This window comes from Campylobacter sp. BCW_6464, assembly GCF_001762775.1.
Classification (GTDB): domain Bacteria; phylum Campylobacterota; class Campylobacteria; order Campylobacterales; family Campylobacteraceae; genus Campylobacter_D; species Campylobacter_D jejuni.
On the sequence record NZ_MJXM01000048.1, the window covers coordinates 1 to 21,478 of the forward strand.

General features: G+C 29.2%; 27 protein-coding genes, 1 tRNA gene and 2 pseudogenes. 6 read left to right on the forward strand and 24 right to left on the reverse strand.

All coding sequences use genetic code 11. The features are described 5' to 3' along the window. From AJ885_RS06070 to AJ885_RS10975, 3 genes and pseudogenes are all read left to right on the forward strand, one after another. Window positions 1-915 (forward strand): methyl-accepting chemotaxis protein (locus tag AJ885_RS06070; protein ID WP_002934477.1); only part of this gene is annotated, 915 nt, incomplete at its 5' end. A 134-nt stretch (window positions 916-1,049) separates the two neighbouring features. Beyond that, a pseudogene (locus tag AJ885_RS06075) lies at window positions 1,050-2,198 on the forward strand (PhoX family protein); the annotation flags it as partial. Beyond that, a complete protein-coding gene (locus tag AJ885_RS10975) occupies window positions 2,181-2,303 on the forward strand; it encodes a hypothetical protein (protein WP_407919714.1) in 123 nt (40 codons plus the stop codon). The pseudogene AJ885_RS06075 and the gene AJ885_RS10975, both read left to right, overlap by 18 nt. Before the next feature lie 38 nt (window positions 2,304-2,341). Here AJ885_RS10975 and AJ885_RS10155 read toward each other — a convergent pair. The 22 genes and pseudogenes from AJ885_RS10155 to mqnP form a co-directional block, all read right to left on the reverse strand. After that, window positions 2,342-4,077 (reverse strand): annotated as a pseudogene (locus AJ885_RS10155) (GMC family oxidoreductase). Between the two features lie 10 nt (window positions 4,078-4,087). Beyond that, window positions 4,088-4,633 carry a gluconate 2-dehydrogenase subunit 3 family protein gene (locus tag AJ885_RS06105; protein ID WP_186820201.1) on the reverse strand — a complete coding sequence of 182 codons (546 nt, stop codon included), beginning with the start codon at window positions 4,631-4,633 and terminating at the stop codon, window positions 4,088-4,090. After that, window positions 4,627-4,803 (reverse strand): twin-arginine translocation signal domain-containing protein, encoded by a 177-nt coding sequence (locus AJ885_RS10490; RefSeq protein ID WP_186820200.1) that lies wholly within the window; start codon window positions 4,801-4,803, stop codon window positions 4,627-4,629. Before AJ885_RS10490 ends, AJ885_RS06105 begins: the two co-directional genes overlap by 7 nt. A gap of 243 nt (window positions 4,804-5,046) precedes the next feature. Continuing rightward, the gene (gene trxB, locus AJ885_RS06110; protein ID WP_044778702.1) at window positions 5,047-5,985 is read right to left on the reverse strand and encodes a thioredoxin-disulfide reductase; all 939 of its coding nucleotides are present in this window, start codon (window positions 5,983-5,985) and stop codon (window positions 5,047-5,049) included. Window positions 5,986-6,118: 133 nt separating this feature from the next. After that, on the reverse strand, window positions 6,119-6,433 hold the full coding sequence (gene trxA, locus AJ885_RS06115; protein WP_002778629.1) for a thioredoxin: 315 nt from the start codon (window positions 6,431-6,433) through the stop codon (window positions 6,119-6,121). Between the two features lie 56 nt (window positions 6,434-6,489). Next, a complete protein-coding gene (locus tag AJ885_RS06120) occupies window positions 6,490-6,828 on the reverse strand; it encodes a YraN family protein (RefSeq protein WP_002851874.1) in 339 nt (112 codons plus the stop codon). Beyond that, window positions 6,828-8,075 (reverse strand): homoserine dehydrogenase, encoded by a 1,248-nt coding sequence (locus tag AJ885_RS06125; protein WP_044779792.1) that lies wholly within the window; start codon window positions 8,073-8,075, stop codon window positions 6,828-6,830. Before AJ885_RS06125 ends, AJ885_RS06120 begins: the two co-directional genes overlap by 1 nt. 3 nt (window positions 8,076-8,078) lie before the next feature. Next, entirely contained in the window at window positions 8,079-9,281 is a 1,203-nt protein-coding gene (locus AJ885_RS06130; protein ID WP_070210176.1) for an LL-diaminopimelate aminotransferase, read from the reverse strand. A gap of 11 nt (window positions 9,282-9,292) precedes the next feature. Continuing rightward, window positions 9,293-10,099, reverse strand: a complete 807-nt coding sequence (locus AJ885_RS06135; RefSeq protein WP_002860973.1) for a hypothetical protein — start codon at window positions 10,097-10,099, stop codon at window positions 9,293-9,295. Next, on the reverse strand, window positions 10,093-11,031 hold the full coding sequence (locus AJ885_RS06140) for a membrane protein (protein ID WP_044778708.1): 939 nt from the start codon (window positions 11,029-11,031) through the stop codon (window positions 10,093-10,095). Before AJ885_RS06140 ends, AJ885_RS06135 begins: the two co-directional genes overlap by 7 nt. Next, entirely contained in the window at window positions 11,024-11,707 is a 684-nt protein-coding gene (gene rlmB, locus AJ885_RS06145) for a 23S rRNA (guanosine(2251)-2'-O)-methyltransferase RlmB (RefSeq protein ID WP_070210175.1), read from the reverse strand. Before rlmB ends, AJ885_RS06140 begins: the two co-directional genes overlap by 8 nt. Before the next feature lie 13 nt (window positions 11,708-11,720). After that, window positions 11,721-12,545 carry a 16S rRNA (cytidine(1402)-2'-O)-methyltransferase gene (gene rsmI, locus AJ885_RS06150; protein WP_070210174.1) on the reverse strand — a complete coding sequence of 275 codons (825 nt, stop codon included), beginning with the start codon at window positions 12,543-12,545 and terminating at the stop codon, window positions 11,721-11,723. A 2-nt stretch (window positions 12,546-12,547) separates the two neighbouring features. After that, window positions 12,548-12,748: a 50S ribosomal protein L31 gene (rpmE, locus tag AJ885_RS06155; protein ID WP_002860977.1), complete on the reverse strand. Its 201-nt coding sequence runs from the start codon at window positions 12,746-12,748 to the stop codon at window positions 12,548-12,550. A gap of 78 nt (window positions 12,749-12,826) precedes the next feature. Beyond that, window positions 12,827-13,483, reverse strand: a complete 657-nt coding sequence (locus AJ885_RS06160; RefSeq protein WP_002880850.1) for a 16S rRNA (uracil(1498)-N(3))-methyltransferase — start codon at window positions 13,481-13,483, stop codon at window positions 12,827-12,829. Window position 13,484: 1 nt separating this feature from the next. Then, window positions 13,485-13,892 carry a membrane protein gene (locus AJ885_RS06165; protein WP_002851635.1) on the reverse strand — a complete coding sequence of 136 codons (408 nt, stop codon included), beginning with the start codon at window positions 13,890-13,892 and terminating at the stop codon, window positions 13,485-13,487. Continuing rightward, window positions 13,892-14,317 (reverse strand): c-type cytochrome, encoded by a 426-nt coding sequence (locus AJ885_RS06170; protein WP_002880848.1) that lies wholly within the window; start codon window positions 14,315-14,317, stop codon window positions 13,892-13,894. Before AJ885_RS06170 ends, AJ885_RS06165 begins: the two co-directional genes overlap by 1 nt. Continuing rightward, window positions 14,317-14,898, reverse strand: a complete 582-nt coding sequence (locus AJ885_RS06175) for a 6-pyruvoyl trahydropterin synthase family protein (protein WP_070210173.1) — start codon at window positions 14,896-14,898, stop codon at window positions 14,317-14,319. The genes AJ885_RS06170 and AJ885_RS06175 overlap by 1 nt, the downstream gene beginning before the upstream one ends. Continuing rightward, entirely contained in the window at window positions 14,895-15,638 is a 744-nt protein-coding gene (locus AJ885_RS06180; RefSeq protein WP_070248042.1) for a 7-carboxy-7-deazaguanine synthase QueE, read from the reverse strand. Before AJ885_RS06180 ends, AJ885_RS06175 begins: the two co-directional genes overlap by 4 nt. Before the next feature lie 2 nt (window positions 15,639-15,640). Continuing rightward, on the reverse strand, window positions 15,641-16,603 hold the full coding sequence (gene moaA, locus AJ885_RS06185; protein WP_002860981.1) for a GTP 3',8-cyclase MoaA: 963 nt from the start codon (window positions 16,601-16,603) through the stop codon (window positions 15,641-15,643). Window positions 16,604-16,615: 12 nt separating this feature from the next. Next, the gene (locus tag AJ885_RS06190) at window positions 16,616-17,131 is read right to left on the reverse strand and encodes a DUF6115 domain-containing protein (RefSeq protein ID WP_044778712.1); all 516 of its coding nucleotides are present in this window, start codon (window positions 17,129-17,131) and stop codon (window positions 16,616-16,618) included. Continuing rightward, window positions 17,128-17,625 carry a hypothetical protein gene (locus AJ885_RS06195; RefSeq protein WP_002860983.1) on the reverse strand — a complete coding sequence of 166 codons (498 nt, stop codon included), beginning with the start codon at window positions 17,623-17,625 and terminating at the stop codon, window positions 17,128-17,130. The genes AJ885_RS06190 and AJ885_RS06195 overlap by 4 nt, the downstream gene beginning before the upstream one ends. Further along, entirely contained in the window at window positions 17,616-18,500 is an 885-nt protein-coding gene (gene mqnP, locus AJ885_RS06200; protein ID WP_070239763.1) for a menaquinone biosynthesis prenyltransferase MqnP, read from the reverse strand. The genes AJ885_RS06195 and mqnP overlap by 10 nt, the downstream gene beginning before the upstream one ends. Window positions 18,501-18,570: 70 nt before the next feature. Here mqnP and miaA point away from each other — a divergent pair, with 70 nt between their 5' ends. After that, on the forward strand, window positions 18,571-19,440 hold the full coding sequence (gene miaA, locus AJ885_RS06205) for a tRNA (adenosine(37)-N6)-dimethylallyltransferase MiaA (protein WP_070210600.1): 870 nt from the start codon (window positions 18,571-18,573) through the stop codon (window positions 19,438-19,440). Here miaA and AJ885_RS06210 read toward each other — a convergent pair. Next, entirely contained in the window at window positions 19,426-19,989 is a 564-nt protein-coding gene (locus AJ885_RS06210; protein WP_070210601.1) for a manganese efflux pump MntP family protein, read from the reverse strand. The two genes, miaA and AJ885_RS06210, sit on opposite strands and share 15 nt — an antisense overlap. Window positions 19,990-20,136: 147 nt before the next feature. Between AJ885_RS06210 and AJ885_RS06215 the strand changes: the two genes are divergently transcribed. Then, a tRNA-Glu gene (locus tag AJ885_RS06215) sits at window positions 20,137-20,211 on the forward strand. Window positions 20,212-20,345: 134 nt separating this feature from the next. Here AJ885_RS06215 and AJ885_RS06220 read toward each other — a convergent pair. Then, window positions 20,346-20,528, reverse strand: a complete 183-nt coding sequence (locus tag AJ885_RS06220; RefSeq protein WP_070239765.1) for a hypothetical protein — start codon at window positions 20,526-20,528, stop codon at window positions 20,346-20,348. Window positions 20,529-20,794: 266 nt separating this feature from the next. Here AJ885_RS06220 and sodB point away from each other — a divergent pair, with 266 nt between their 5' ends. Further along, window positions 20,795-21,457: a superoxide dismutase [Fe] gene (gene sodB, locus AJ885_RS06225; protein ID WP_002851662.1), complete on the forward strand. Its 663-nt coding sequence runs from the start codon at window positions 20,795-20,797 to the stop codon at window positions 21,455-21,457. The last annotated feature ends 21 nt before the right edge of the window (window positions 21,458-21,478 follow it).

Genomic DNA, 21,478 nt, shown 5'->3' on the forward strand with positions numbered 1-21,478 from the left:
ATCAACGAAAACATCCTTGCTACTAAAAAAGGTTTAGAACAAGACAATCAAGCTGTTAAAGAATCAGTTCAAACCGTATCAGTTGTAGAAGGTGGTAATTTAACAGCAAGAATTACTGCTAATCCAAGAAACCCACAACTTATTGAACTTAAAAATGTTCTAAATAAACTTCTTGATGTTTTACAAGCTAGAGTAGGTTCTGATATGAATGTTATTCATAAAATATTTGAAGAATACAAAAGCTTAGATTTTAGAAATAAAATCTCTAATGCTTCAGGAAGTGTTGAATTAACTACTAATGCTTTAGGTGATGAAATAGTTAAAATGCTAAAACAAAGTTCAGACTTTGCTAATGCTTTAGCTAATGAAAGTGGAAAATTACAAACTGCTGTTCAAAGCTTAACCACTTCTTCAAATTCTCAAGCTCAATCTTTAGAAGAAACTGCAGCAGCTTTAGAAGAGATCACTTCTTCTATGCAAAATGTTTCAGTTAAAACTAGTGATGTTATCACTCAATCTGAAGAGATTAAAAATGTTACAGGTATTATAGGAGATATCGCAGATCAAATCAATCTTCTAGCTTTAAATGCAGCTATTGAAGCTGCACGTGCTGGAGAACATGGTAGAGGCTTTGCTGTTGTGGCTGATGAAGTTAGAAAGCTAGCTGAGAGAACTCAAAAGTCTTTATCTGAAATAGAAGCTAATACTAATTTACTTGTTCAATCTATCAATGATATGGCAGAAAGTATTAAAGAACAAACTGCAGGTATTACTCAAATCAATGATAGCGTAGCACAAATTGATCAAACTACTAAAGATAATGTTGAAATTGCTAATGAATCAGCTATTATTTCTAGTACAGTAAGTGATATAGCTAATAATATCTTAGAAGATGTTAAGAAGAAGAGGTTTTAATTAATCATTTATACCTAGTGAAAAACTAGGTATAAATTTTTCCTTCGATTTAAATTTTTCATCAAAATTTCTAAAAAGTTTCCAAATATTTTTATATTTCCATTGTTTTAAATTTTAATATGGAGTAAAAATAAATGGAAAGAATATTGTTTTTAAAAGGTTCAGCTTTAGGTTCTATGGTGGCTTTTTTTAAGTTCAAATTTAAGTGCTGCTATGCTTAAGGATAAGGATTTTCTAGGTTTTAAAGTTGTTGATGCAAGCACACAAGATAAAGTTATAGCACCACAAGGTTATGAAGCAAGGGTTTTAATTTCTTGAGATGATCCACTTTTTAGCAAAGCAAAACCTTATGATGAAAATAAAATCATCGATATGAATGCGGTTAAAAATGCTCATTTGGTTTTTTGGAGATAATGATGATGGTATGAATTTTTTCCACTTTCAAAAAACAGAGGAATTTTAGCCGTTAATAATGAATATATAAATCCTGAAATCATATTTAATCATCATGGTAAAAATTAAGCAAAGAAGATATTTTTTTATATGAGCAAGCTAGTGTGGGTGTGAGTATCTTAGAAATCGAAAAAAGATGATGATTGGACTGTTTTTAGACTCTAAGTATAACCACAGAATCGATGTAAACACTAAAATGCAAGTAAGTGAGCAGCTAAAAAAGAAGTTTTAAAAAATGAAAAATTTATTCATGGAACTTTTGCAAATTATGCAAATGGACAAATACCTTAGGGAGCTTATATTACCTGTGAAGAAAATTTTGACGATTTTTTGAAGTTTAGATGAAAATTTAGAATTTTGATGAAATATTTGATTTAGCTAAAAATATCGACGAAATCAATCTTTTTAATATAAAAATATGCTTTAAAAGAACTTCTTTAGGGTGTTTAAACATATAAATATAGGAATTATCGTAAAAAAGACGGGTTTATATGGGTGAATGACGTGTTATTTTAAATTTATTAGTAAACACAAATATAAAAAAGGTGCTAATATAGCAAAATTATTAGATGAAAGCATTTTGTATATAGGACAGTTTAATGGTAAAGTGGGAGATTTTAAAAGATAGGGAAAATGGATAGCAAGCCATAAACAAAAGTGATTCTAAAGAAGTATTTGCAACACTAACAAATAATAAAAATCGCCAAGAACCTAATGTAGCAAATCCAAAAACAGGGGAAATTAGACGCTTTTTAACAGGGTTTATTGCTTGTAAATTAACAGGGATTGTTTTTAGTGAGGGTTATACTACAATGTTTGTAGGTATACAACACCCAAGAGAAGGTTTAAAAGGTAGTACTTTTCCTTATGGAAAAACGCCAAGATCGAGTGTAATGATGATAAGAAAACTTGATAGTGGAGTGATAGGAAGCTAATAAATTCCAAGCTTAAGGCTTGGAATTTAATTACTGCATTAGCAATTACCAGTTTTTAAATATTTTATAATAGCTTCGCTAGCACGATAGGCTAAAGCATTTAAGGTTAAGGTAGGGTTGTAGCCTGGATTATGTGGAAAATTTCCTGCACCTACGACAAAAAGATTGTTAACATCCCAATGTTGTAAATAAGGATTAACTACACTTGTACTTTTATCTGTACCCATTATAGTTCCGCCAGCAATATGGGTAGAAGTATACCAACCATTTGAAACTACTCCATAATCTCCTAATTTTGGCGAAGTGTAAATATTTTGCGCTCCCATTTCTTGCATGATGCTTTTTAGTTTTGGAAGCATAAAATTATAAAGATTTTTATCTTGTTTGGTAAAATTATAGGTTACGCGGATAAGTGGTAGTCCATAAGCATCTATAAGTTGGATCAAGGGATAAATAATTACCTATATAAGGAATAGATGCACCCTGAGCTCCAATATAAGTAAATCGAGTATAATTATAAATAGAAGCTTTTATAATTATAAATAGAAGCTTTTTTAAATTCGGCTCCCCATGAAGGTATACCTGGTTTAATTGGATTTGATGCTATAGGTCTTGCTCCATTTTGGGAAATTCTAAAGCTTGCTCCATGAATAAAATCAAGTTTGGAATGATCGAAATTATCCCCATTAAAATCATCTATCCAATTGCAAAGTGCCCCAGATCCAAGATAAGAATTAAATGGATCTTTGAAAAAAACCATTAACACTAGGTGTGATTTGATAACTATAATTTTTTCCTAAAGTTCCTTTGCCTGTTTTTGGATTATAAATTTCGCCTATATTAGAAACCATTAAAAGTTTAGCATTGTTGAAAACATAAGAGCCTAGCATAACCACTTCTGCAGGCTGGATAAATTCTTCTAAAGTTAAAGTATTGATAAATTTTACCCCTGTAGCTTTACCATCTTTATGCAAAATTTCTAAAACATTAGCATGCGTTTTAATATCTAAGTTTTTAGTTGCTAAAGCTGAAGGTATAGTTGTTACTATAGGAGAAGCTTTTGCACCATATTCACAACCAAAATGCTCACAAAAAGCACAATATTGACATGCTCCCAAGCTTTGTTTATCAGGATTTGTATAAGTTTGAGATGAGTTTGAAGCAGGAACCATGCAAGGATGATATCCAAGTTTTTTGGTTGCTTCATCAAATTTTTTTTAACATAGTTGTTTTTTCTAAAGGAGGATTAGGATAAGGATTGCTTCTTTTTCCTGAGAAAGGACTTTTATCTTCTCCAGAAACTCCCATCATTTTTCAGCTTTGTCGTAGTAAGGTTCCATTTCATCATAGTTTACACCCCAATCTTGAATAGTGTATTCTTTAGAAACTTTATTTTTGCCATATTTTTCTTCTGTTAAAGATTTTATTTGAAAGTCATAAGGTAGAAAACGATAACTCACACCATTCCAATGAACTCCTGCTCCACCAACATTATTACCGACATCAAAAGCATAATTTTTCTCATTGGTAAAGCAATTTCATTATCATTATTCCTAACACATATACTTTCTTTACTTAAATCTTGTTTCATTACAGCATTATTTACATATTTATACTCATCATGCGCACCCAAAAAATCCGAAGTATCTTGATGTCCACCCCTTTCTAAGGCGACAACTTTAATCCCTGCTTTAGCGCATTCATTTGCAACAATAGAAGAACTCCAACCTAAACCTATAACAACAACATCTGTTTTTTTAAGTATTTTTGCCATTTGTATTCCTTTAATGTGACATATCAGCCAAAGAAATAGGCCCTATCACTTCAAATTTATCTCCATCTAAAACTTGAGCTGCGTAAGTCATTTGAGCGCCTGGGAATTTTTTCATGCGCCAAGCTTGCATATTTGCATTGCCGCCATAAATTGGATCAGCATAAACTCCTGTTATAGTTATGCTTCTTAACTCTGTAAAAAAATCGCTTGCTTTTATCTTATCTCCAAAAGAAACCTTTGTTTTATCTTGTTCAAAAGCTCTTAAGACTTCATCTTTTTGTTTTGCGCTAAGCTCTACAAAGCCTTTTTTATAACGAAGTTTTGCTTCTTCATCTAAAGCATTTACCCCCATTTTAAAAAGTTCAGCTCTAGTTAAAGGATATTGATAACCTTGATTTTTCTTTCCTTGTATAAAAGGTCCAAAGCGATAATCTTTTGCTCCACTTCCGTAATTTCCTGCAAGTTCATTATCTATAAAAATAGCTACACCTAATTTTTTAGCACCTGGTCCTAAATCATCTTCGGGAAAAATTCTTTCTACTGCTTCACTCAGAATATCAAGTTGTGCAGAATTATTAAAAAAATTCTAGCACGATAATTTTGAGTAGAATTCAAATTGTTTTGATTGTGCATATGAGCAAAAACCATACTTGGTGCGCTAGCACCTACTAAAGCAAACAAAGATGAGGCTTTAAGAAAATTTCTGCGACTTTGTTTTTTGTCCATGTTTGTTCCTTCCTTATTTTTTTAACATAAATAAGTTATAGTTTTTAATATAAAAAATATATTAATTTTTAAAAAAATAATATTTTTATATTTTTTTAAATGTGTAATTATGTAACAAAATTAAGTATAATTTAAATTATATTTAATAATATTTATAAAACGTTATGAAAAAATATTTTATATTTTTAAGGAGTATTGATATAAAGATTTAGGCTAGGAATTCTAGCCTATAATAAGAAAAAATCAATGCAAGCTTTCTATATAAGCCATAGCACTTAATGCAGCTACAGCTCCATCACCTGCAGCACAAATCACTTGCTTAGGTGCATCTTTTCTAAGATCTCCTGCGGCAAAAAGTCCAGCAACACTAGTTTGCATTTTAAGATCAACACTTACTTGCCCACCTTCTTCCATATTGCATAAAAACTTACCATCGTCTTGTTTTAAAATTTCATTTCTTACATTAAGACCAACAAAAGTAAAAATTCCTGGAACATTTAAATCTCTAATACTACCATCTTTTAATTTTATTTTTACACCAGTAACACCCATTTTATTACCATATACTTCATCTACACTTGCACTAGTAATGAGTTCTATTTTTTCATTTTTCTTAACTTTTTCTACTGTAGATGGAGCTGCTCTAAACTCATCTCTGCGGTGGATAAGATAAACCTTAGAACAAATATTTGCTAGATACAAAGCTTCTTCTAAAGCCGTATCTCCACCACCTAAAACTGCAACTTCTTTATTTTTATAAAAAAATCCATCACAAGTTGCACAAGTGCTTACACCTTTTCCAAAAAATTCATCTTCGCCTTTAAAACCTGCTCTTTTTGGAGCTGAACCTGTACAAACTATCACAGCTTTAGTAAGTTCTGTTTTACCACCTTCTAATTTGATGGTAAAACTTCCATCACTATTTTTTAAAATTTGTTCTACTCCAACCATTTCATGTTTTAAACCAAAGCGCATACATTGTTCATTCCAAGGAGCCATAAAAGAAATTCCATCCATAACTTGGGCTACACCTGGATAATTTTCTATTTCAGAACTTGAGGTAATTTGTCCGCCAGGCATACCTTTTTCAAACATTACTACATTCTTAAGACCACCTCTAGTTGCATAAAGTCCGGCACTAAGTCCAGCAGGACCTCCACCTATGATTGCTACATCTAACATTTACATTTCCTTTATATTGAATTTTATTATTAATAATGATATAAAAATTATTCTTAATAGTAGTTAATAAAAATTATTATTTAGTATAAATTTGAAATTTTTAAGAAGAAGGCTAGTTATACTAGCCTTTAGTTTATAGTAAAGAGTTTAGTTTATCACTAATTGCTTGTTTAGATTGTGCACCAACGAGTTGATCTACAACTTCACCATTTTTAAAGAAAATAAGCGTAGGAATAGAGCGAACACCAAATTCAGCTGCTAAATCACCTTGTTCATCTGTGTTTACTTTGCAAATTTTAGCTTTACCATCAAAGTCATTTGCAAGTTCATCAATAACTGGAGCAAGCATTCTACAAGGTCCGCACCATGGAGCCCAAAAATCAACTAAAGCTACACCTTCTTTTGCTTGAGCAAAATTATCACTTGTTAATTCAATATATTTTCCCATAATTTTTCCTTTCTTTAATTTTTGTCTAATTGTATTTTATTTTTTTAAATATCAGCTTAAAAACTTATATTTTCGCAAAATTGTATCACATCATTTTTAATGCAAATCAGATCAATCTGAAAATCCGATGAAATTCCATTTTTAAGATGATAAAATTCTATAGTTTTTAAAATTTTTTCAAGTTTTTTTCTATCCAAACGCTCGGAAACTTCATAATCATTTTGAGTAAATTTAACCTCTATAAAATGTAAAATTTCATCTTTTTTGGCTATTATATCGATTTCTCCAAATTTAGAATGGAAATTTCTTTTTAAAATTTCAAAGCCTTGTTTTTTTAAAAATTTACAAGCCTTATCTTCCCCTAAAATTCCATCTAAATAAGCTTTTACACCCATTATTCTATACGCATCATAAAAGGCTTGGTTTTTATAAAATCTTGTTTGCGTAAAATTTCAAGCAAATTTTGTATGCTTTTTTCATAAGTTAAATGTGTAGTAAAAAACAAAGTACTGTAATTTTCATCATTTTTTTTAGGTTTTTGTAAAAAACTATCGATAGAAATATTATTTTCACTCATCAATTGTGTGATTTTAGATAAAATCCCTATTTTATCTTCAACTTTCACCCTTAAATAATATTTTGTATAAATTTCATCTTTGCTTAAAAGCTCGTATTCTAAAGTATTCACAAAACCAAGCATTGGTGCTTTTACCTGATCTCTTGCTATATCCATAAGATCTGAAATCACAGCACTTGCAGTGGCCTCTCCTCCTGCTCCTGCTCCATAATACAAACTTTCACCCAACAAATCTCCATTAATACTTATAGCATTCATCACTCCATCGACTTTTGCAAGCATTTTTTCTTTATCTATCATAGTAGGATGCACTCTTAATTCTACTTTATCTTCACGCACCTTGGCTATACCTAAAAGTTTTATGGTAAATTCAAACTCATTAGCAAAATACATGTCTTCAGGCGCAATTTCGCTAATACCCTCGATCAAAATATCTTCAGGTTTAGCTTTAAGATTATAAGCGATACTTGATAAAACAAGCAGTTTATGAGCTGCATCTTGTCCTTCTATGTCAAAAGTTGGATCAGCTTCTGCATAGCCTAAATTTTGAGCTATTTGTAAGGCTTGTTTAAAACTCATATTTTTTTGACTCATAGAACTTAAAATATAATTACTCGTACCATTTAAAATCCCTTTTATAGCCAAAATATTATTTGCACTTAAACCTTCTTTTAAAACCTTTATAATAGGAATTCCCCCAGCCACACTTGCTTCATAACCAAAGGCTAAATTTTTAGCCAAATTTTCAAGTTCATAACGATGATAAGCAAGCATAGCTTTATTTGCAGTAACAACGGCTTTTTTCTTTTTTAAAATTTCACTCACTATTTTAAAAGCTTCATCCACTCCACCCATTAACTCCACAAAAACATCTACATCAGCATTTAAAATTTCTTCAACGCTATGAGTAATTGGAATTAAAGCGTTTTTTTTAGGACTTCTAGCAAGAGCGATCACAGGAGTTATGCTTTGCCCACATCTCGCACGAATAAGTTTATTGTTTTCTAAAAGAAATTTAACCACTGCACTTCCAACAGTGCCATAACCAAGAATTGCTACTTTCATAACTTACTCTTTTAAATATTTTTTGATATTGCGTGCAGCTTGGCGTATGCGATTTTCATTTTCAATTAAAGCAATTCTTACATACTCATCACCTGCTTCGCCAAAACCTACCCCAGGACTTACTGCAACACTAGCACGTTGTAAAAGTTGCTTTGAAAATTCTAAACTTTTTAAATGTCTTTTGCTTTCAGGGAGTTTTGCCCAAACAAACATACTTGCTCTTGGTTTTTGAAGTTTCCAGCCTGCATTTTCAAAAGCTTCAAGTAAAATGCGCATTCTTTTATCATAAGTTGCACGGATTTCATCCACACAAGTTTGATCTCCATCTAAAGCTATGGTAGCTGCTACTTGAATAGGTGTATACATACCATAATCAAACCAAGATTTTATTTTTTTAAGCGCGCTGACTAAGCGTTTATTTCCTACTACAAAACCTACACGCCAGCCTGCCATATTGTAAGATTTTGAAAGAGTGTAAGTTTCTACCGCTACATCTTTTGCACCTTCAATTTCCAAAATAGAAGGAGTTTTATAGTCATCATAAGTTGAATCTGCATATGCAATATCTGAAATAATATAAAATCTTTCTTTTTTTGCCGTTGCTATCAATCTTTCATAAAAACTTTTCTCACAAGTTACTGTTGTTGGATTATGCGGGAAATTAACAACGACATATTTTGGACGCGGGATGCTTTCATTTAAAGTTTTATGTAAATTTTCAAAAAATTGATTTTCATCAAGCTCAAATTTTTCATTATAAGCTAAAGGCATTTTTGCTACATTGCCTCCTGCTATAATAAAAGCTTGAGTATGTATAGGATAAGCAGGAGTTGGCACAATAGCAACATCTCCAGGATTTATAATCGCTCTTGCAAGATTTACAAAACCCTCTTTTGAACCCATGGTAGCTACAACTTCATTTTCAGGATCTAGATTGACATTATATTTTCTTTTATACCAATTACAAATTGCTAAGCGAAGTTTATAAATCCCCATGGATGTAGAATATCCCGAGGTTTTATCTTTGTTAGCGCTTTCACAAAGTTTATCTATAATGTGTTGTGGAGTTTTACCATCGGGATTTCCCATTGAAAAGTCGATGATATCCTCTCCAGCACGTCTTGCTGCCATTTTTATCGCATTTACTTCTGCGAAAACATAATTTGGAAGTCTTTCTATGGTATTAAAACGGATTTCATCAAACATTTCTTAATCCTTTATTTTTTAAGTGTGATTTTTAAACCCCTGCGTATATTATCTAAACTATACATATCGCTTACAATAGCATATATAGCACCATTTGGAATAAGTTCTGAAAAATGATTATTTTTATTTTCGCTTTTTACTGCTTTAATTAGATTTAGATTTTTATCTAAAAAGAAGATTTTAGGAAACCAATTGTCTAAATCATTTGCATCAATAATCAAATTTGTAGCATTTTTTAAATCAAGCACATAGTCTTTAAGGGGTTTTTCTAATGATTTTGGAGTATTTAAATTAACATTTGTATTGGTTTTTAATACAGCATTGGAAAAATTTAAATCATATTCATAATCATATGCCCCAATACGCTTAATATTATCTATATAGACAGAATTTTCTTTTAAGAGATTGTAAAGCGTTCCAGGATCTAAAACATATTGGGATTCTACTTGTATGGTATAGTCAATATTTCCTTCTCTTAAAATCAAATCTGTAGGGATAAAATATATATATCCAGCATCTGTTAAAACATCGGATAAAATTTTAAAAAACATAACTTCATCAGCTTTTGCTTTAAAATTTAGTCTTAGACTTTGAGGATTTGATAGTGTTAAGGCAATTAAAGAATTGGTTTTTAATATTTGAGATATTTTTGCAATATCACAATTTCCATTATTATCTATGTAAGAATTATTTGAAAATAATAATTCTAGTTGAGAATTTTTACTAGGATTGTTTACTAAATTTTTTGCCAAATCAAGACTTGAGATTGCAAAAGATATATTAACATAAAGAGTAAGAATAATAATTTTTTTTACCATTCTTTACCTTTATTTAATTTTGCAAATTCAGCAGCTGAAATACTTGTAATTTTTCCATCTTTAATCAAGAAACGTTTTGAAATTCCTGCAGGAAATTTTTGTTCTTTATTTTCTTGATCAAACATTGTTAAAGCTGCAGCTCCTGTTAAAATTAACTGATCTTTATCTAAAGAAATATTAAAATCTTTTTCTTTAACAAAGCTTGTTTTTTTAAGGCTTTTTAAATCTATCAAACCTATCCAAATCTTGGTAGAGGTTTTAAAATGTGCTTCTTTTAAAGAATCAGTTTTTGGTGTATTTATGTCTTCTTGGATTTGGGTATTTTTTTCTTCATCGAGTAAGGTTGTGTTATTTTCACTGATATTATTTTCTATGCTTATGTTTTTATCATTTTCTTGTAACGAGATGTTTTGGCTTGGTAAAACGCTCTCTGTTTGATTTGTTTCTTGTGCTTTATTGTTGTCTATAACAACAACATTATTTCCACCTAAAGATTTTAAATTTTCTTGTGCTTGTCCTATGATATCTATAACTGTTGTGCTAGTATTATTTTGTTCATCTTTGAAAAAAGTTTTAAGTGTATCAAAATAATAAATTCCACTTCCTATAATCACTAAAACAATAAGAACAATCAAAAAAGGCCAAGCATTAGAGGATTTTTGACTATAAGCATCTAGTTTTGGGGTTATCATTTTTGATTTTGTTTGTGGAGTAGGATTGTTTTCGTTAAGATAAGCTTCATACTCTTCATTAAAATCACTAAAGTCGAGTTCGTATTCTCTGCTTAAAATTTTAACAAAACCTTTAACATTAAAACGACTTAAAACAGCAAAATTCTTTTCTGCTAAAGCTTCAAGAAAATCAAGTTCAATTTGCGTTTTTGCTGCAACTTCTTTTAAATTTAATTCTTGTATTTTTTTCCAATTAAGCATTTAACATCCTATCACAAAGTATTGCAAAAGCAGCGCTGACATTAAGACTATCAAAATTATTTTTCATCGCAATGCCCACACATTCATCGCATTTTTTTACAATTTTAGAGCTTAAACCAAAACCCTCACTACCCAAAACTAAAACTTTTTTACCATTGCTTATTTTTACACTGTGAATTTCTTTTCCCGAGCCATCGCTCGCATAAAAATAAAAACCCACTTGTTTTAGTTCATTTATTACACTTAAAGCATCGTTGCTTATCACAATAGGTAAATCAAGAGCCGCTCCGCTGCTTGTGCGAATTACTCCTTCCATGGCTAATTTTTCACCAATAAAAATTAAAGCCCCAACCCCTAAAGCATAAGCTGTACGCGTGATAGCCCCTATATTTCCTACATCGCTAATTCCATAAAGCATAACAATAAAATCATTTTTTTTGATCTCATTTAAATTCGCAAAAGAACTTTCTTTAATATCTAGCAAAAAACCTTGATGATTTCCACCTTTCGCATAAGCTTGAGCAGTTTTAAAATCAAGTTTTTTGATTTTAAAACCTGATTTTGCGATTTTGGAAAAAGTAGTTTTATCACATTCTTTTGCTAAATAAAGCTCATTGATATAGTCTTTATGATATTCTAAAATATAAAAAAATATTTGCTTCCCATAAACTATCATATTAAAATTTTACCTAATCTTGACTTAAAAGCAGTTTTTGATAAATTTCTTTTGCATTTTTTCCATTGATCTTTGATAATAATTTTGCTTTTGCTTTTAAAGACAGCTCTAAATCCATAATATCTTTTTCACAAAGAGTATTTTGCAAAAAATTTTGCTCTTTTGATTGCAGTACTACAACCCATTCACCGTTTAAATTAGACTTTTTTAAAATTTCAAAAAGCTCTTTAGCATTGCCTTTAAATTTATTTTCAAATTTTTTACTGATTTCTTTAATCAAAAAAATTTCTCTTTGGCTGTCTAGAATCATAATTTGTTCTATCAAAGATAAAATACGCTTGGGGGATTCGTAAATAATACTTGGATAAGGAAAGTTTAAAATTTTTTCTATATCTTTTTGTCTTTCTTTGCCTTTATTGGCTAAAAAACCGATAAAGATAAATTCTTTTTGACAAAATGCCGAGCTTACAAGAGCAACTAAGGCTGCATTTGCACCTGGTAAAATTTCATAGGCGATATTATTTTCTTGTGCAAATTCTACCAAAGCCTTGCCAGGGTCACTAATCCCTGGCATTCCTGCATCGCTTAAATAAGCTACATTTTTTTCAAATATTTTTAAATCAATACTTGCTAAAACCTCTTTTTCATTATGGGAGTGTAAGGCTATAAATTTAGAAATATGAATATCAGTGTGAAATTTCGCATTTAATAACGAAATTAAAGACTTACTTATTCTCGTATCTTCACAAAACACAAGATTGCAAGTCTTTAAAAGTTCTAAGGCTCTAAAAGAAATATCGCTTAAATTTCCTATGGGAGTAGGAATAAAATAAAGCATAATTATTGCATTGCGTATTTTTTCTTAAATTTCTCTACACGACCTGCAGCATCTACAATTTTTTCACTACCTGTAAAAAAAGGATGGCAATTTGAACAAATATCTACTTTTAATTCTGCTTTGTTTGACTTTGTTGTAAAAGTATTTCCACAAGCACAACTTACTTTGCATTCTACGTATTCTGGGTGAATTTCTTTTTTCATTAGTTTTCCTTAAAAATTAAAACAATAAGCCGTGATTATAAATTATTTAACATAAAAAAGAGATTAATTTAAGAAAAGTTAAAGCAAAATTTTTGAAGCTATAGCTATAATAGCTGTTTGACTTTTTAGAATATTAGAGCTTTTAAGAGAGACTTTCCGGTTAAACAATAATCTCTCATCATTGTTAAATCCACCTTCAGGACCTATAAAATATAATTCTTTTTCATCGAAATGACTTTGTTGTTCTCCTTGAAAATCAACCATAATTGCATTTGGAAATTTTTGAACAAATTCTTGAGTGCTTTGATAGATAATTAAATCCATTTTAGTATTTCTACCGCATTGTTCACAAGAAGAAATAATGATTTTTTCAAATCTTTCTAAATCGATTTTAAAATTTCTTTGTGAAAAATTTGTAAAAACCAAATGTAACTTTTTTACTCCAAGTTCATTTAAGAAAGGTAGAGTTTTTTCTAAAATTTTAATATCTATAATGGCTAAGGCTAAGTTTAATTCACTTTGTTTTATATTTTGTGATTTTTTGTTTAACAATTTTAAAGTGCAAGAATTTCTTGTTAAATTTGTGATTGTATAGTTGTAAAAAAAATTATCTTGTAAATTTCTAAGATTTAGCTCCGAATTTTCCTTTACTCTTCTTACTTTTAAATGGTTAAAGTTTTCACCTTGAAGTTGTATAAACTCTTCTCCAGCTTGCTTGTTATACAAAAATTGCATTTTATAGATATCTTTCTATTAAAAAAGGCAAAAACAATAAAAAAATTTCAAAAGGTAAAATCAAACAACTAATCCATCTAAAAGTGGCATATTTTCTAAATCTTCTTGCTTTTTTAAAACAAACAAAGTGAAAAATTGCTAAGGCAAAAATTAAGATCCAAGAAAAAATCATTACCCAGATATTGACATTCATTTGAAATTGTTTCATTGCTGATAACAAACAACCTGTAAAAATAATCAAAGCTAAAAATAAATAATAAATTGGTAAAAATAATCGTATTCTGCGAATAAAAATAAATTCGGTTTTAAAATTTCCTTGTGTTAGTATAAGATAAAAAAGCATTAAAAAACCGCTCGCATAAAGACTATAAAGATGTAAAGCTAAAAAGAATTCGTAACTTTGATCCATTATTTTCCTTTGTTTATAAAATCAGCTAAATTTTGAATTTGTTCATCACTTAAAAAACTATGGTTTTTATCTTTTATCGTTTTTATTTTTTGTATAAAAATTTTATTGCCCAAGGTTTTAATGGCTGTGCTGTTTTTAAGTTTTAATTCCCCTTTTTCTCCATGACAAGTGGCACATTTTTGTTTATATAAAGAGTTGATAATAGTAGGATTGGCTTCATGTTCATCATCTGAACTTTGTGCTTCATCATCTACGGGTAAAGGCAGGTTGGAGTCACTTAATTCTGTTTTTTCATCGTTTTGTTCTATTTGGACTACTTCTTGATCTGTATTTTGAGTCTTGGAAATATTTTTTTCATCATTGGAACAGGCAGATAAAACTAATAAAAAAAAACTTAAGGCAATTAAAATTTTAGCTTTTTGCATTAAATCTCCTTTGAATTTATAAAAATTTCTTTATTTTTTAATTTGTTATAAAAATCTATATCATTCCATTCTGCTTTAATGCCATTGGAAAATTCTATGTCTTGAAGTGAAATTTTTGGCATTAGCTCACTATAGGCATCTTCTCTAAAACCTTGTGCATAGCCTGTTCTTGTTTCATGAACAATGATGCTTTGTAAAGTCACTCCTTGTTCTCCATTTACCATTTTTGTTTGTTTCAATAAAGCATCTATAAGTATGAAAAATACACGACAAAAATTTTCAGCACTTACATTAACAGGCAGGCAAATCCAACGACTTGAATATTTTTTCATTTCTTCTAAATATTTTGCGTCATCATATTTAAAAAGAGTGATAGCATGATCAAAACTATCAATAATTTGGCGTATATAGGTTTTTAAAAGTCCAAAATCATAGACCATTCCAGCATTATCTAAATATTTGCTTTCAAGTAAAATTTCAACTTTGTAAGAATGTCCATGAATGCTACTTTTGCAACGCTTAGAAGAACAAAATCTAACAATGTGTGCGTTTTCAAATTCAAATAATTTTCTTATAATCATAAACCCTCTTTATTGTTCCAAAGACGAATATGAATTCTATCAGAATAATTATAACCATTCTTAATACAAAATTCAGCAATTTTTTGAGCATTTTTTTTAAGGTTTTGCTCATTTTCACCCATGGGCATACAAAAAATTTGATTTGGAGCTTCTTTTAGAATTTCATTGATTTCTAAAAATGAATTATCAAGGGTATTGGCATCTAAAACAAATTTATAAAAACTATCTTTTGCGCAATTTTTAAATGCTTTTAAAGCTTTAAAATTTAATCGTTTATCTTTTTTTATCCCGCTATTTTGGAGTTTAACGCTTAAAGCAAAAATACATTCTTTGTAAAAAGGATATCTATCAAAATCAATTTCTATGCTTCCATTGCTTTCAAAGTGTATTTCGAATTTATTTTTTAATAACATTTGGATAAATTCTATAAATTCAGGATTTTCATAATGGATTAATGGCTCTCCACCTGTGATAACAACTATAGGATTAAAGCCTTGTTTTAATTTTATCACTCTTTTTAAAAGTTCATTAGCATTTAAAGTTTCATAACTTTCTTTAAAATCTTTTGTGAAAACAGCTCTTATCGTGTCACATCCGATGAGAGTTTTATTGTTTTTTGATATTTTTACATTAAAACCTAAACAGTTGAAATTACAGCCAGCAAAACGCATAAAAATAGCTAATTTTCCATTATATTTACCTTCTCCTTGAATGCTTAAGAAACTTTCAACAAGTTGCAAAATTAACCTCCAGTTTGATAAAAAGCACGAGATGAGGTTTTATTATCAACAACACTCCATTTATTTTTTTCTGGTTTATTTCTTAATACTTCTTGTAATATTTCTACAGCGGCTTTAATATCACCTTTTCGAACCGCTTCTTTTATACTTAATGCTTCATCAAAATAAAGGCAAGGTATTAACAAGCCTTCAGCACTTAAGCGTATGCGATTGCAAGAATCGCAAAATTCATGGCTATGAGGATCTATAATTCCGAATTCATAATCATCTGCCTTGTAAATACTCACAGGTGCTTTTTCATCTTTTTTTATAAGTTGAATTTGATATTTTTGACTCAAAATTTGTATAATTTCATCTCTTTTTAATCCTTGTAATTTACCATAAGCATGAGTATTTTCCATAAATTCTATAAAGCGAATTTGAGCTTTTTTTGATTTTGCAAATTCCAAAAGAGATATCAGTTCATCATCGTTTAAATTTTTAAGAGCTACAGTATTAAGTTTTACTTTCAAATCTAGATTTAAAGCTTCATCAATTCCAGATAAAACACTATCTAATACATCTTTTTGCGCAAGAGTTTTTGCTTTTTTGTGATCTAGGGTATCAAGTGAAATATTAAGTCGTTTAAGTCCAGCATTTTTTAAGTCTTTAGCAAAGTCTTTTAGTAAAAATCCATTTGTAGTTATAGCAAGGTCAATATCGCTTTTATAATCGCTAATCATTTTTATAAAAATACTTAAATCTTTTCTTAATAAAGGTTCCCCACCTGTTATACGGATTTTTTCAATTCCTTCGTCTATAGCCGCTTTGATAAATAAAAAAAGTTCTTCGAAGCTTAATAAATTTTCTTTTGGCTGATAATCGAAAGGAATTTTTGGCATACAATAAAGGCAGCGAAAGTTACATCTTTGTGTAACTGAAATTCTAAGATAATTTATTTTTCTACCGAATTGATCTATAAGCATTTATTTTCCATTCTATTTTATTAATTTCTTAAATTTTAAGACAAGTTCTACATTTCCAGTGCCAATGCGTAAATCTTTAGCGATTTGTTCTATGCTTTTTCCTTCTTTGAAAAGATTTTCTATTTTTTGTTCTTCTGTATCGTAATTTGGTGTAAGTTTAGCCATGCTTTGTGCTTTTTGTTCCAAATTTAAAAGACGATTTTGTTGTTCATTTTGAAAATCTTCTATGATATGTTCCATAGTTTTTAGTGTTCTTAAAACAGGAGTGATTTTTGAACTGATTTGTTTATCAAGTTCAATCATAATTTCTTCTTTTAAAAGAGAGATTTTATAGTCTTCATCCTCTTCGCTATCATCTTTAACCCCTAATTCTTTACGAAAATAATGAAGTTCTTTGGTAATATCTTCTATCACATTTTGAAGTTTTGCTATTTTTGCATTATTTTCTCTTTCTTTGATATTCATATAGGCTAGCATTGCAATTAAAAGCACAATTATAAAAACTAAATAAAGTACATCATCACTCATTCTTGGCCTTTCTTATTTCTTATCATATTTCTTTGAATTTCAACAACAAAAGCATCAAAAGCCATTTTGTCTTCGGGCTTAATTTTGATAATTTTTGCCAATGTTTGACTTTGAGCTTTGATAAAAATAGCTATTTTTTGATTATTTAAATCAAATCTTAAATAATATTCTTTATCTTCTTCTAAAATAGTATCCAAAAAATTTAGATATTCAAAATTCAAAGATTCTACTACCCCTTTTTGCTTAAGCGGTATAAGTTCTTTATTTTTATCTAAAGAATTTTCAAGCCTTAAAATATCTTCTTTTAGACTTAAAAGAAGATCAAAAATAATTTTTTCACCCTCGTCAAAATCAATGCGTAAAGCAAGTTTTTTCCATTTTAAAATTTGAGAAATTGCTCCAAGTTTTAGGTATTCTCCAAGAAAACGGTTATTTTCTATTTTACAACATTCTAAATGAGCTTCAAATCCTGCTTTAAAAAGTGTTAATTCCATAATAAATCAATCCAAATAAAAATAAAAAAGATAATACTTAAATAACCATTGAGAGTAAAAAATGCTCTATCAATATGAGCAAAATTCTTGTGAACAATTTTATGTTCCAAGGCTAAAATAATACCGCTTATAATTACCCCAGTAAGTGCTATTTTTCCAAGTGCTACACCCCAAACTTCCCACACAAAAAGAAGCCAAAATAATACCGCTAAAATATGGCAAAAAGCTGATATAAATAAAGTAGCCTTTGAGCCAAATTTAGTAGGGATAGAGTGAAGTCCTATTTTTTTATCATACTCCATATCTTGTAAAGAATAAAGCAGATCAAACCCAGCTGTCCAAAAAGTTACACCTAAACATAAAATAACGCTATAAATGTGAATTTCACCCATAATTATAACGCTTCCTGCAATAGGCGCAAGTCCTAAACAAAATCCTAAAACTAAATGCGCTAAAGAACTAAAGCGTTTAAAAGCTGAATAAATAGCCAATACAAAAAGCACAGGAAAAGACAAATAAAAAGCCAAGGTATTAATAAAATAAGAACATAATATAAAAATAAGTGCATTAATAATAATAAAAATCCATACGCTTTTTCTACCTATTTTTCCACTGACATTAGGACGATTTGCACAACGAGGATTATCCTTATCTATATCTTCATCCATTAAACGATTTGTAGCCATGGCAAAATTTCTTGCACTTACCGCACAAATAATGCCTAAAATCAATGCCTTAAAACCAAACCAAGCAGTGTCATTTGCAAGTTTTGATGCTACAATCATAGAGGAAAATAAAAAAGGCAAAGCAAAAATAGAATGCTTAAATACTACAAGTTCTAAAATATCTTTAAATTTTATCCAGAATGTGTTCATTTTTCTACTTTAAAATATTTTTTGCTATGATTTTACTAAAATTTTTATAAATTTTAGGATAAATATTAAAATGTTTTTTGAAATAGCATTAATAGGAACAACCGCGAGTGGAAAAACATACATAGCTAATACTTTAGCAAGAGAATTTGATGCTGTTGTTTTAAGTCTTGATAGTCTTTGTGTTTATAAAGAAATTAATATAGCAAGTGCCAAGCCTTCACAAGATGATCTTGCGAGTATAAAATACTTTGGGGTAAATTTATTGAGTGTGAATGAACATTTTAATGTTGAGCTATTCATAAGAGAATATCAAAAAGCAAAAGAATTTGCTTTAGCTAGAAATTTACCTCTAATTATAGTAGGTGGAACTGGATTTTATTTAAAAACTATGATAGATGGTTTGAGTGAAAAAACCTTAGAGTCAAAGAGTTCTTTAAATAATGATGAAATTTATGCTCTTTTATTAAATATTGATCCAAACTATAAAATAGAAAAAAATGATACTTATAGATTAAAAAAATGGCTGGGTATTTATGAGCAAACAAGAGAAATTCCTAGTGAATTTTTAAAAAGAACACAAAAAACTGGGGTGCTTAAAGATATAGAAATTTATGAGCTTGAGTGGGATAAAGAAATTTTAAAAAAACGTATTCAAACTAGAACAAAAGAAATGCTTGATAATGGACTTTTAGATGAAGCAAAAATTCTTTTTTCTAAATTTGATCATAAGCTTAAAGCATTAAATTCTATAGGTTTGAAAGAGTGTAAAGAATATTTAGATGGAGAAATTTCCTTTAAAGAGCTTGAAAATTTAATCTCGATACATACTACGCAACTTGCCAAAAGACAAAGAACTTTTAATAAAAAATTTCAAAGTAAAGCCTTGGAATTTGATAAAGCTTTAGCTACTTTAAGAATGAAATTTTCAATCGAAAAATAAATGTTCTACTAGAATTTTTACTCCTAATATAATTAAAACCAATCCGCCTAAAAGTTCAGCTTTATTTTTAAGATAAATTCCAAATTTATTTCCTATTTTTAGAGCAATGATACATAAAATGAAGGTAATAATACCTATTAAAAATATGGCTAATAATAAATTTACATTTAAAAATGCAAAACTCACACCAACTGCTAGTGCATCGATACTCGTAGCAATTGCTAAAGCTAGCATGGTTTTAAAGCCAAATTGGTTGGCATTACTATCGCAATTTTCATTTTCCAATGACTCTTTGATCATTTTTAATCCTATTAAAGAAAGTAAAATAAAAGCTATCCAATGATCAATACTCGCAATAAAAGATGCAAAAGTTATACCTATAAAATAACCAATAGTTGGCATCAAGGCTTGAAATCCACCAAAATAAATTCCAACAATAAGATAATGTTTTAAATGTAGTTTTTTAACACTAAAACCTTTGCATAGTGATACAGCAAAAGCATCCATTCCTAAAGCACAGGATAAAAAAATAAGACTATAAAAATCCATAATAAATCCTAAAATTTTATAAAAAATTGAAGATGAAATTATAATCAAACAAAGATAAAAATCACATAATTTTGATATATTTAATTAAATTTTAAGAAATAAATATATATAATTCAATTTCATTTTTATTTTTTACTCCTTAAAAGTGGCCCATTCGTCTAGCGGTTAGGACATCGCCCTTTCACGGCGGTAACACGAGTTCGAGTCTCGTATGGGTCACCACTTTTTAATTTTTCTTTTAAAATAACTATTTTTTCATTTTTCTATTAAAATTTAATAAATATTAATAATTTATTTTGTAGAATACGGATAGCTTTTGATATAAGTCTATTATAGACTTATATCAAGGCTGGGCATTATTGAGCTGGTGTTTGCTCTTTTGTTTTTTTGTGAGTTTTAGCTTCATGTTTTTTATCAGCTTTAGCTTTTGAATGATGAGCTTTTGTATGTGTTTGATTCACATCGCTTGGAGTATTAGCTGCAAAAACATTAGCTGCGAGAGCACCTAGTAATGCTGAGATTAGTACAACTTTTTTCATATTTTCCTCCTTATGAATAATTTTTAGTTGCAAATTAATTGTAATTATTAAAAACCAACAAATAGATATTTTTTGTAAAAATATTTCAAAAAATATAATTTTTTATATACATTTAAATTATTATTAAAATATATTATAAATATATCTTATTTTATTTAGATTAAATAAATAGAAATTTTACCCACTAAGCTTTTAAGATATTTTTACTCTTTTTAATATTATTATGGTAATATTTTCAATATCAAACTAAAAATAAAGGAGAAATTATGTTTGAATTAAGAAAATTACCTTATGATACCAATGCTTTTGGTGATTTTTTGAGTGCTGAAACTTTTAGCTATCATCATGGAAAACATCACAATACTTATGTTACAAATCTAAATAATCTTATCAAAGATACTGAATTTGCAGGTAAAGATCTTGTAAGTATTATCAAAACTTCAAATGGGGGCGTATTTAATAACGCAGCTCAAGTTTATAATCATGATTTTTATTTTGATTGCATTAAGCCAAGTACAGGCTGTGGTTGTGGCGGTTCATGTCAAAGTATAGATGCTAATTTACAAGCGGCGCTAGAAAAAGAATTTGGATCTTTAGAAAATTTCAAAGCTGAATTCATCAAAGGTGCTACAGGAGTTTTTGGTTCAGGATGGTTTTGGTTAGTTTATAATACTAAAAATCAAAAGCTAGAATTTGTAGGCACTTCAAACGCAGCTACACCGATTACTGAAGATAAAGTTCCTTTACTTGTTGTAGATGTTTGGGAACATGCTTATTATGTAGATCATCGTAATGCACGCCCTGCTTATTTAGAGAAATTCTATGCTCATATCAATTGGGAATTTGTTGCAAAAGCTTATGAATGGGCTTTAAAAGAAGGTATGGGATCAGTTAGTTTTTATGCAAATGAACTTCACCCTGTAAAATAATTTTAATCCTTTTTGTGTTAG

Coding starts and splice junctions, on each gene's coding strand:
- AJ885_RS10975 (WP_407919714.1), top strand. CDS start 2,181: ATGTTTGTAGGTATACAACACCCAAGAGAAGGTTTAAAAGGTAGTACT.
- AJ885_RS10490 (WP_186820200.1), bottom strand. CDS start 4,803: ATGGACAAAAAACAAAGTCGCAGAAATTTTCTTAAAGCCTCATCTTTG.
- trxB (WP_044778702.1), bottom strand. CDS start 5,985: ATGTTAGATGTAGCAATCATAGGTGGAGGTCCTGCTGGACTTAGTGCC.
- trxA (WP_002778629.1), bottom strand. CDS start 6,433: ATGGGAAAATATATTGAATTAACAAGTGATAATTTTGCTCAAGCAAAA.
- AJ885_RS06120 (WP_002851874.1), bottom strand. CDS start 6,828: ATGGGTGTAAAAGCTTATTTAGATGGAATTTTAGGGGAAGATAAGGCT.
- AJ885_RS06125 (WP_044779792.1), bottom strand. CDS start 8,075: ATGAAAGTAGCAATTCTTGGTTATGGCACTGTTGGAAGTGCAGTGGTT.
- AJ885_RS06130 (WP_070210176.1), bottom strand. CDS start 9,281: ATGTTTGATGAAATCCGTTTTAATACCATAGAAAGACTTCCAAATTAT.
- AJ885_RS06135 (WP_002860973.1), bottom strand. CDS start 10,099: ATGGTAAAAAAAATTATTATTCTTACTCTTTATGTTAATATATCTTTT.
- AJ885_RS06140 (WP_044778708.1), bottom strand. CDS start 11,031: ATGCTTAATTGGAAAAAAATACAAGAATTAAATTTAAAAGAAGTTGCA.
- rlmB (WP_070210175.1), bottom strand. CDS start 11,707: ATGATAGTTTATGGGAAGCAAATATTTTTTTATATTTTAGAATATCAT.
- rsmI (WP_070210174.1), bottom strand. CDS start 12,545: ATGCTTTATTTTATTCCTACTCCCATAGGAAATTTAAGCGATATTTCT.
- rpmE (WP_002860977.1), bottom strand. CDS start 12,748: ATGAAAAAAGAAATTCACCCAGAATACGTAGAATGCAAAGTAAGTTGT.
- AJ885_RS06160 (WP_002880850.1), bottom strand. CDS start 13,483: ATGCAATTTTTGTATAACAAGCAAGCTGGAGAAGAGTTTATACAACTT.
- AJ885_RS06165 (WP_002851635.1), bottom strand. CDS start 13,892: ATGGATCAAAGTTACGAATTCTTTTTAGCTTTACATCTTTATAGTCTT.
- AJ885_RS06170 (WP_002880848.1), bottom strand. CDS start 14,317: ATGCAAAAAGCTAAAATTTTAATTGCCTTAAGTTTTTTTTTATTAGTT.
- AJ885_RS06175 (WP_070210173.1), bottom strand. CDS start 14,898: ATGATTATAAGAAAATTATTTGAATTTGAAAACGCACACATTGTTAGA.
- moaA (WP_002860981.1), bottom strand. CDS start 16,603: ATGCTTATAGATCAATTCGGTAGAAAAATAAATTATCTTAGAATTTCA.
- AJ885_RS06190 (WP_044778712.1), bottom strand. CDS start 17,131: ATGAGTGATGATGTACTTTATTTAGTTTTTATAATTGTGCTTTTAATT.
- AJ885_RS06195 (WP_002860983.1), bottom strand. CDS start 17,625: ATGGAATTAACACTTTTTAAAGCAGGATTTGAAGCTCATTTAGAATGT.
- mqnP (WP_070239763.1), bottom strand. CDS start 18,500: ATGAACACATTCTGGATAAAATTTAAAGATATTTTAGAACTTGTAGTA.
- miaA (WP_070210600.1), top strand. CDS start 18,571: ATGTTTTTTGAAATAGCATTAATAGGAACAACCGCGAGTGGAAAAACA.
- AJ885_RS06210 (WP_070210601.1), bottom strand. CDS start 19,989: ATGGATTTTTATAGTCTTATTTTTTTATCCTGTGCTTTAGGAATGGAT.
- AJ885_RS06220 (WP_070239765.1), bottom strand. CDS start 20,528: ATGAAAAAAGTTGTACTAATCTCAGCATTACTAGGTGCTCTCGCAGCT.
- sodB (WP_002851662.1), top strand. CDS start 20,795: ATGTTTGAATTAAGAAAATTACCTTATGATACCAATGCTTTTGGTGAT.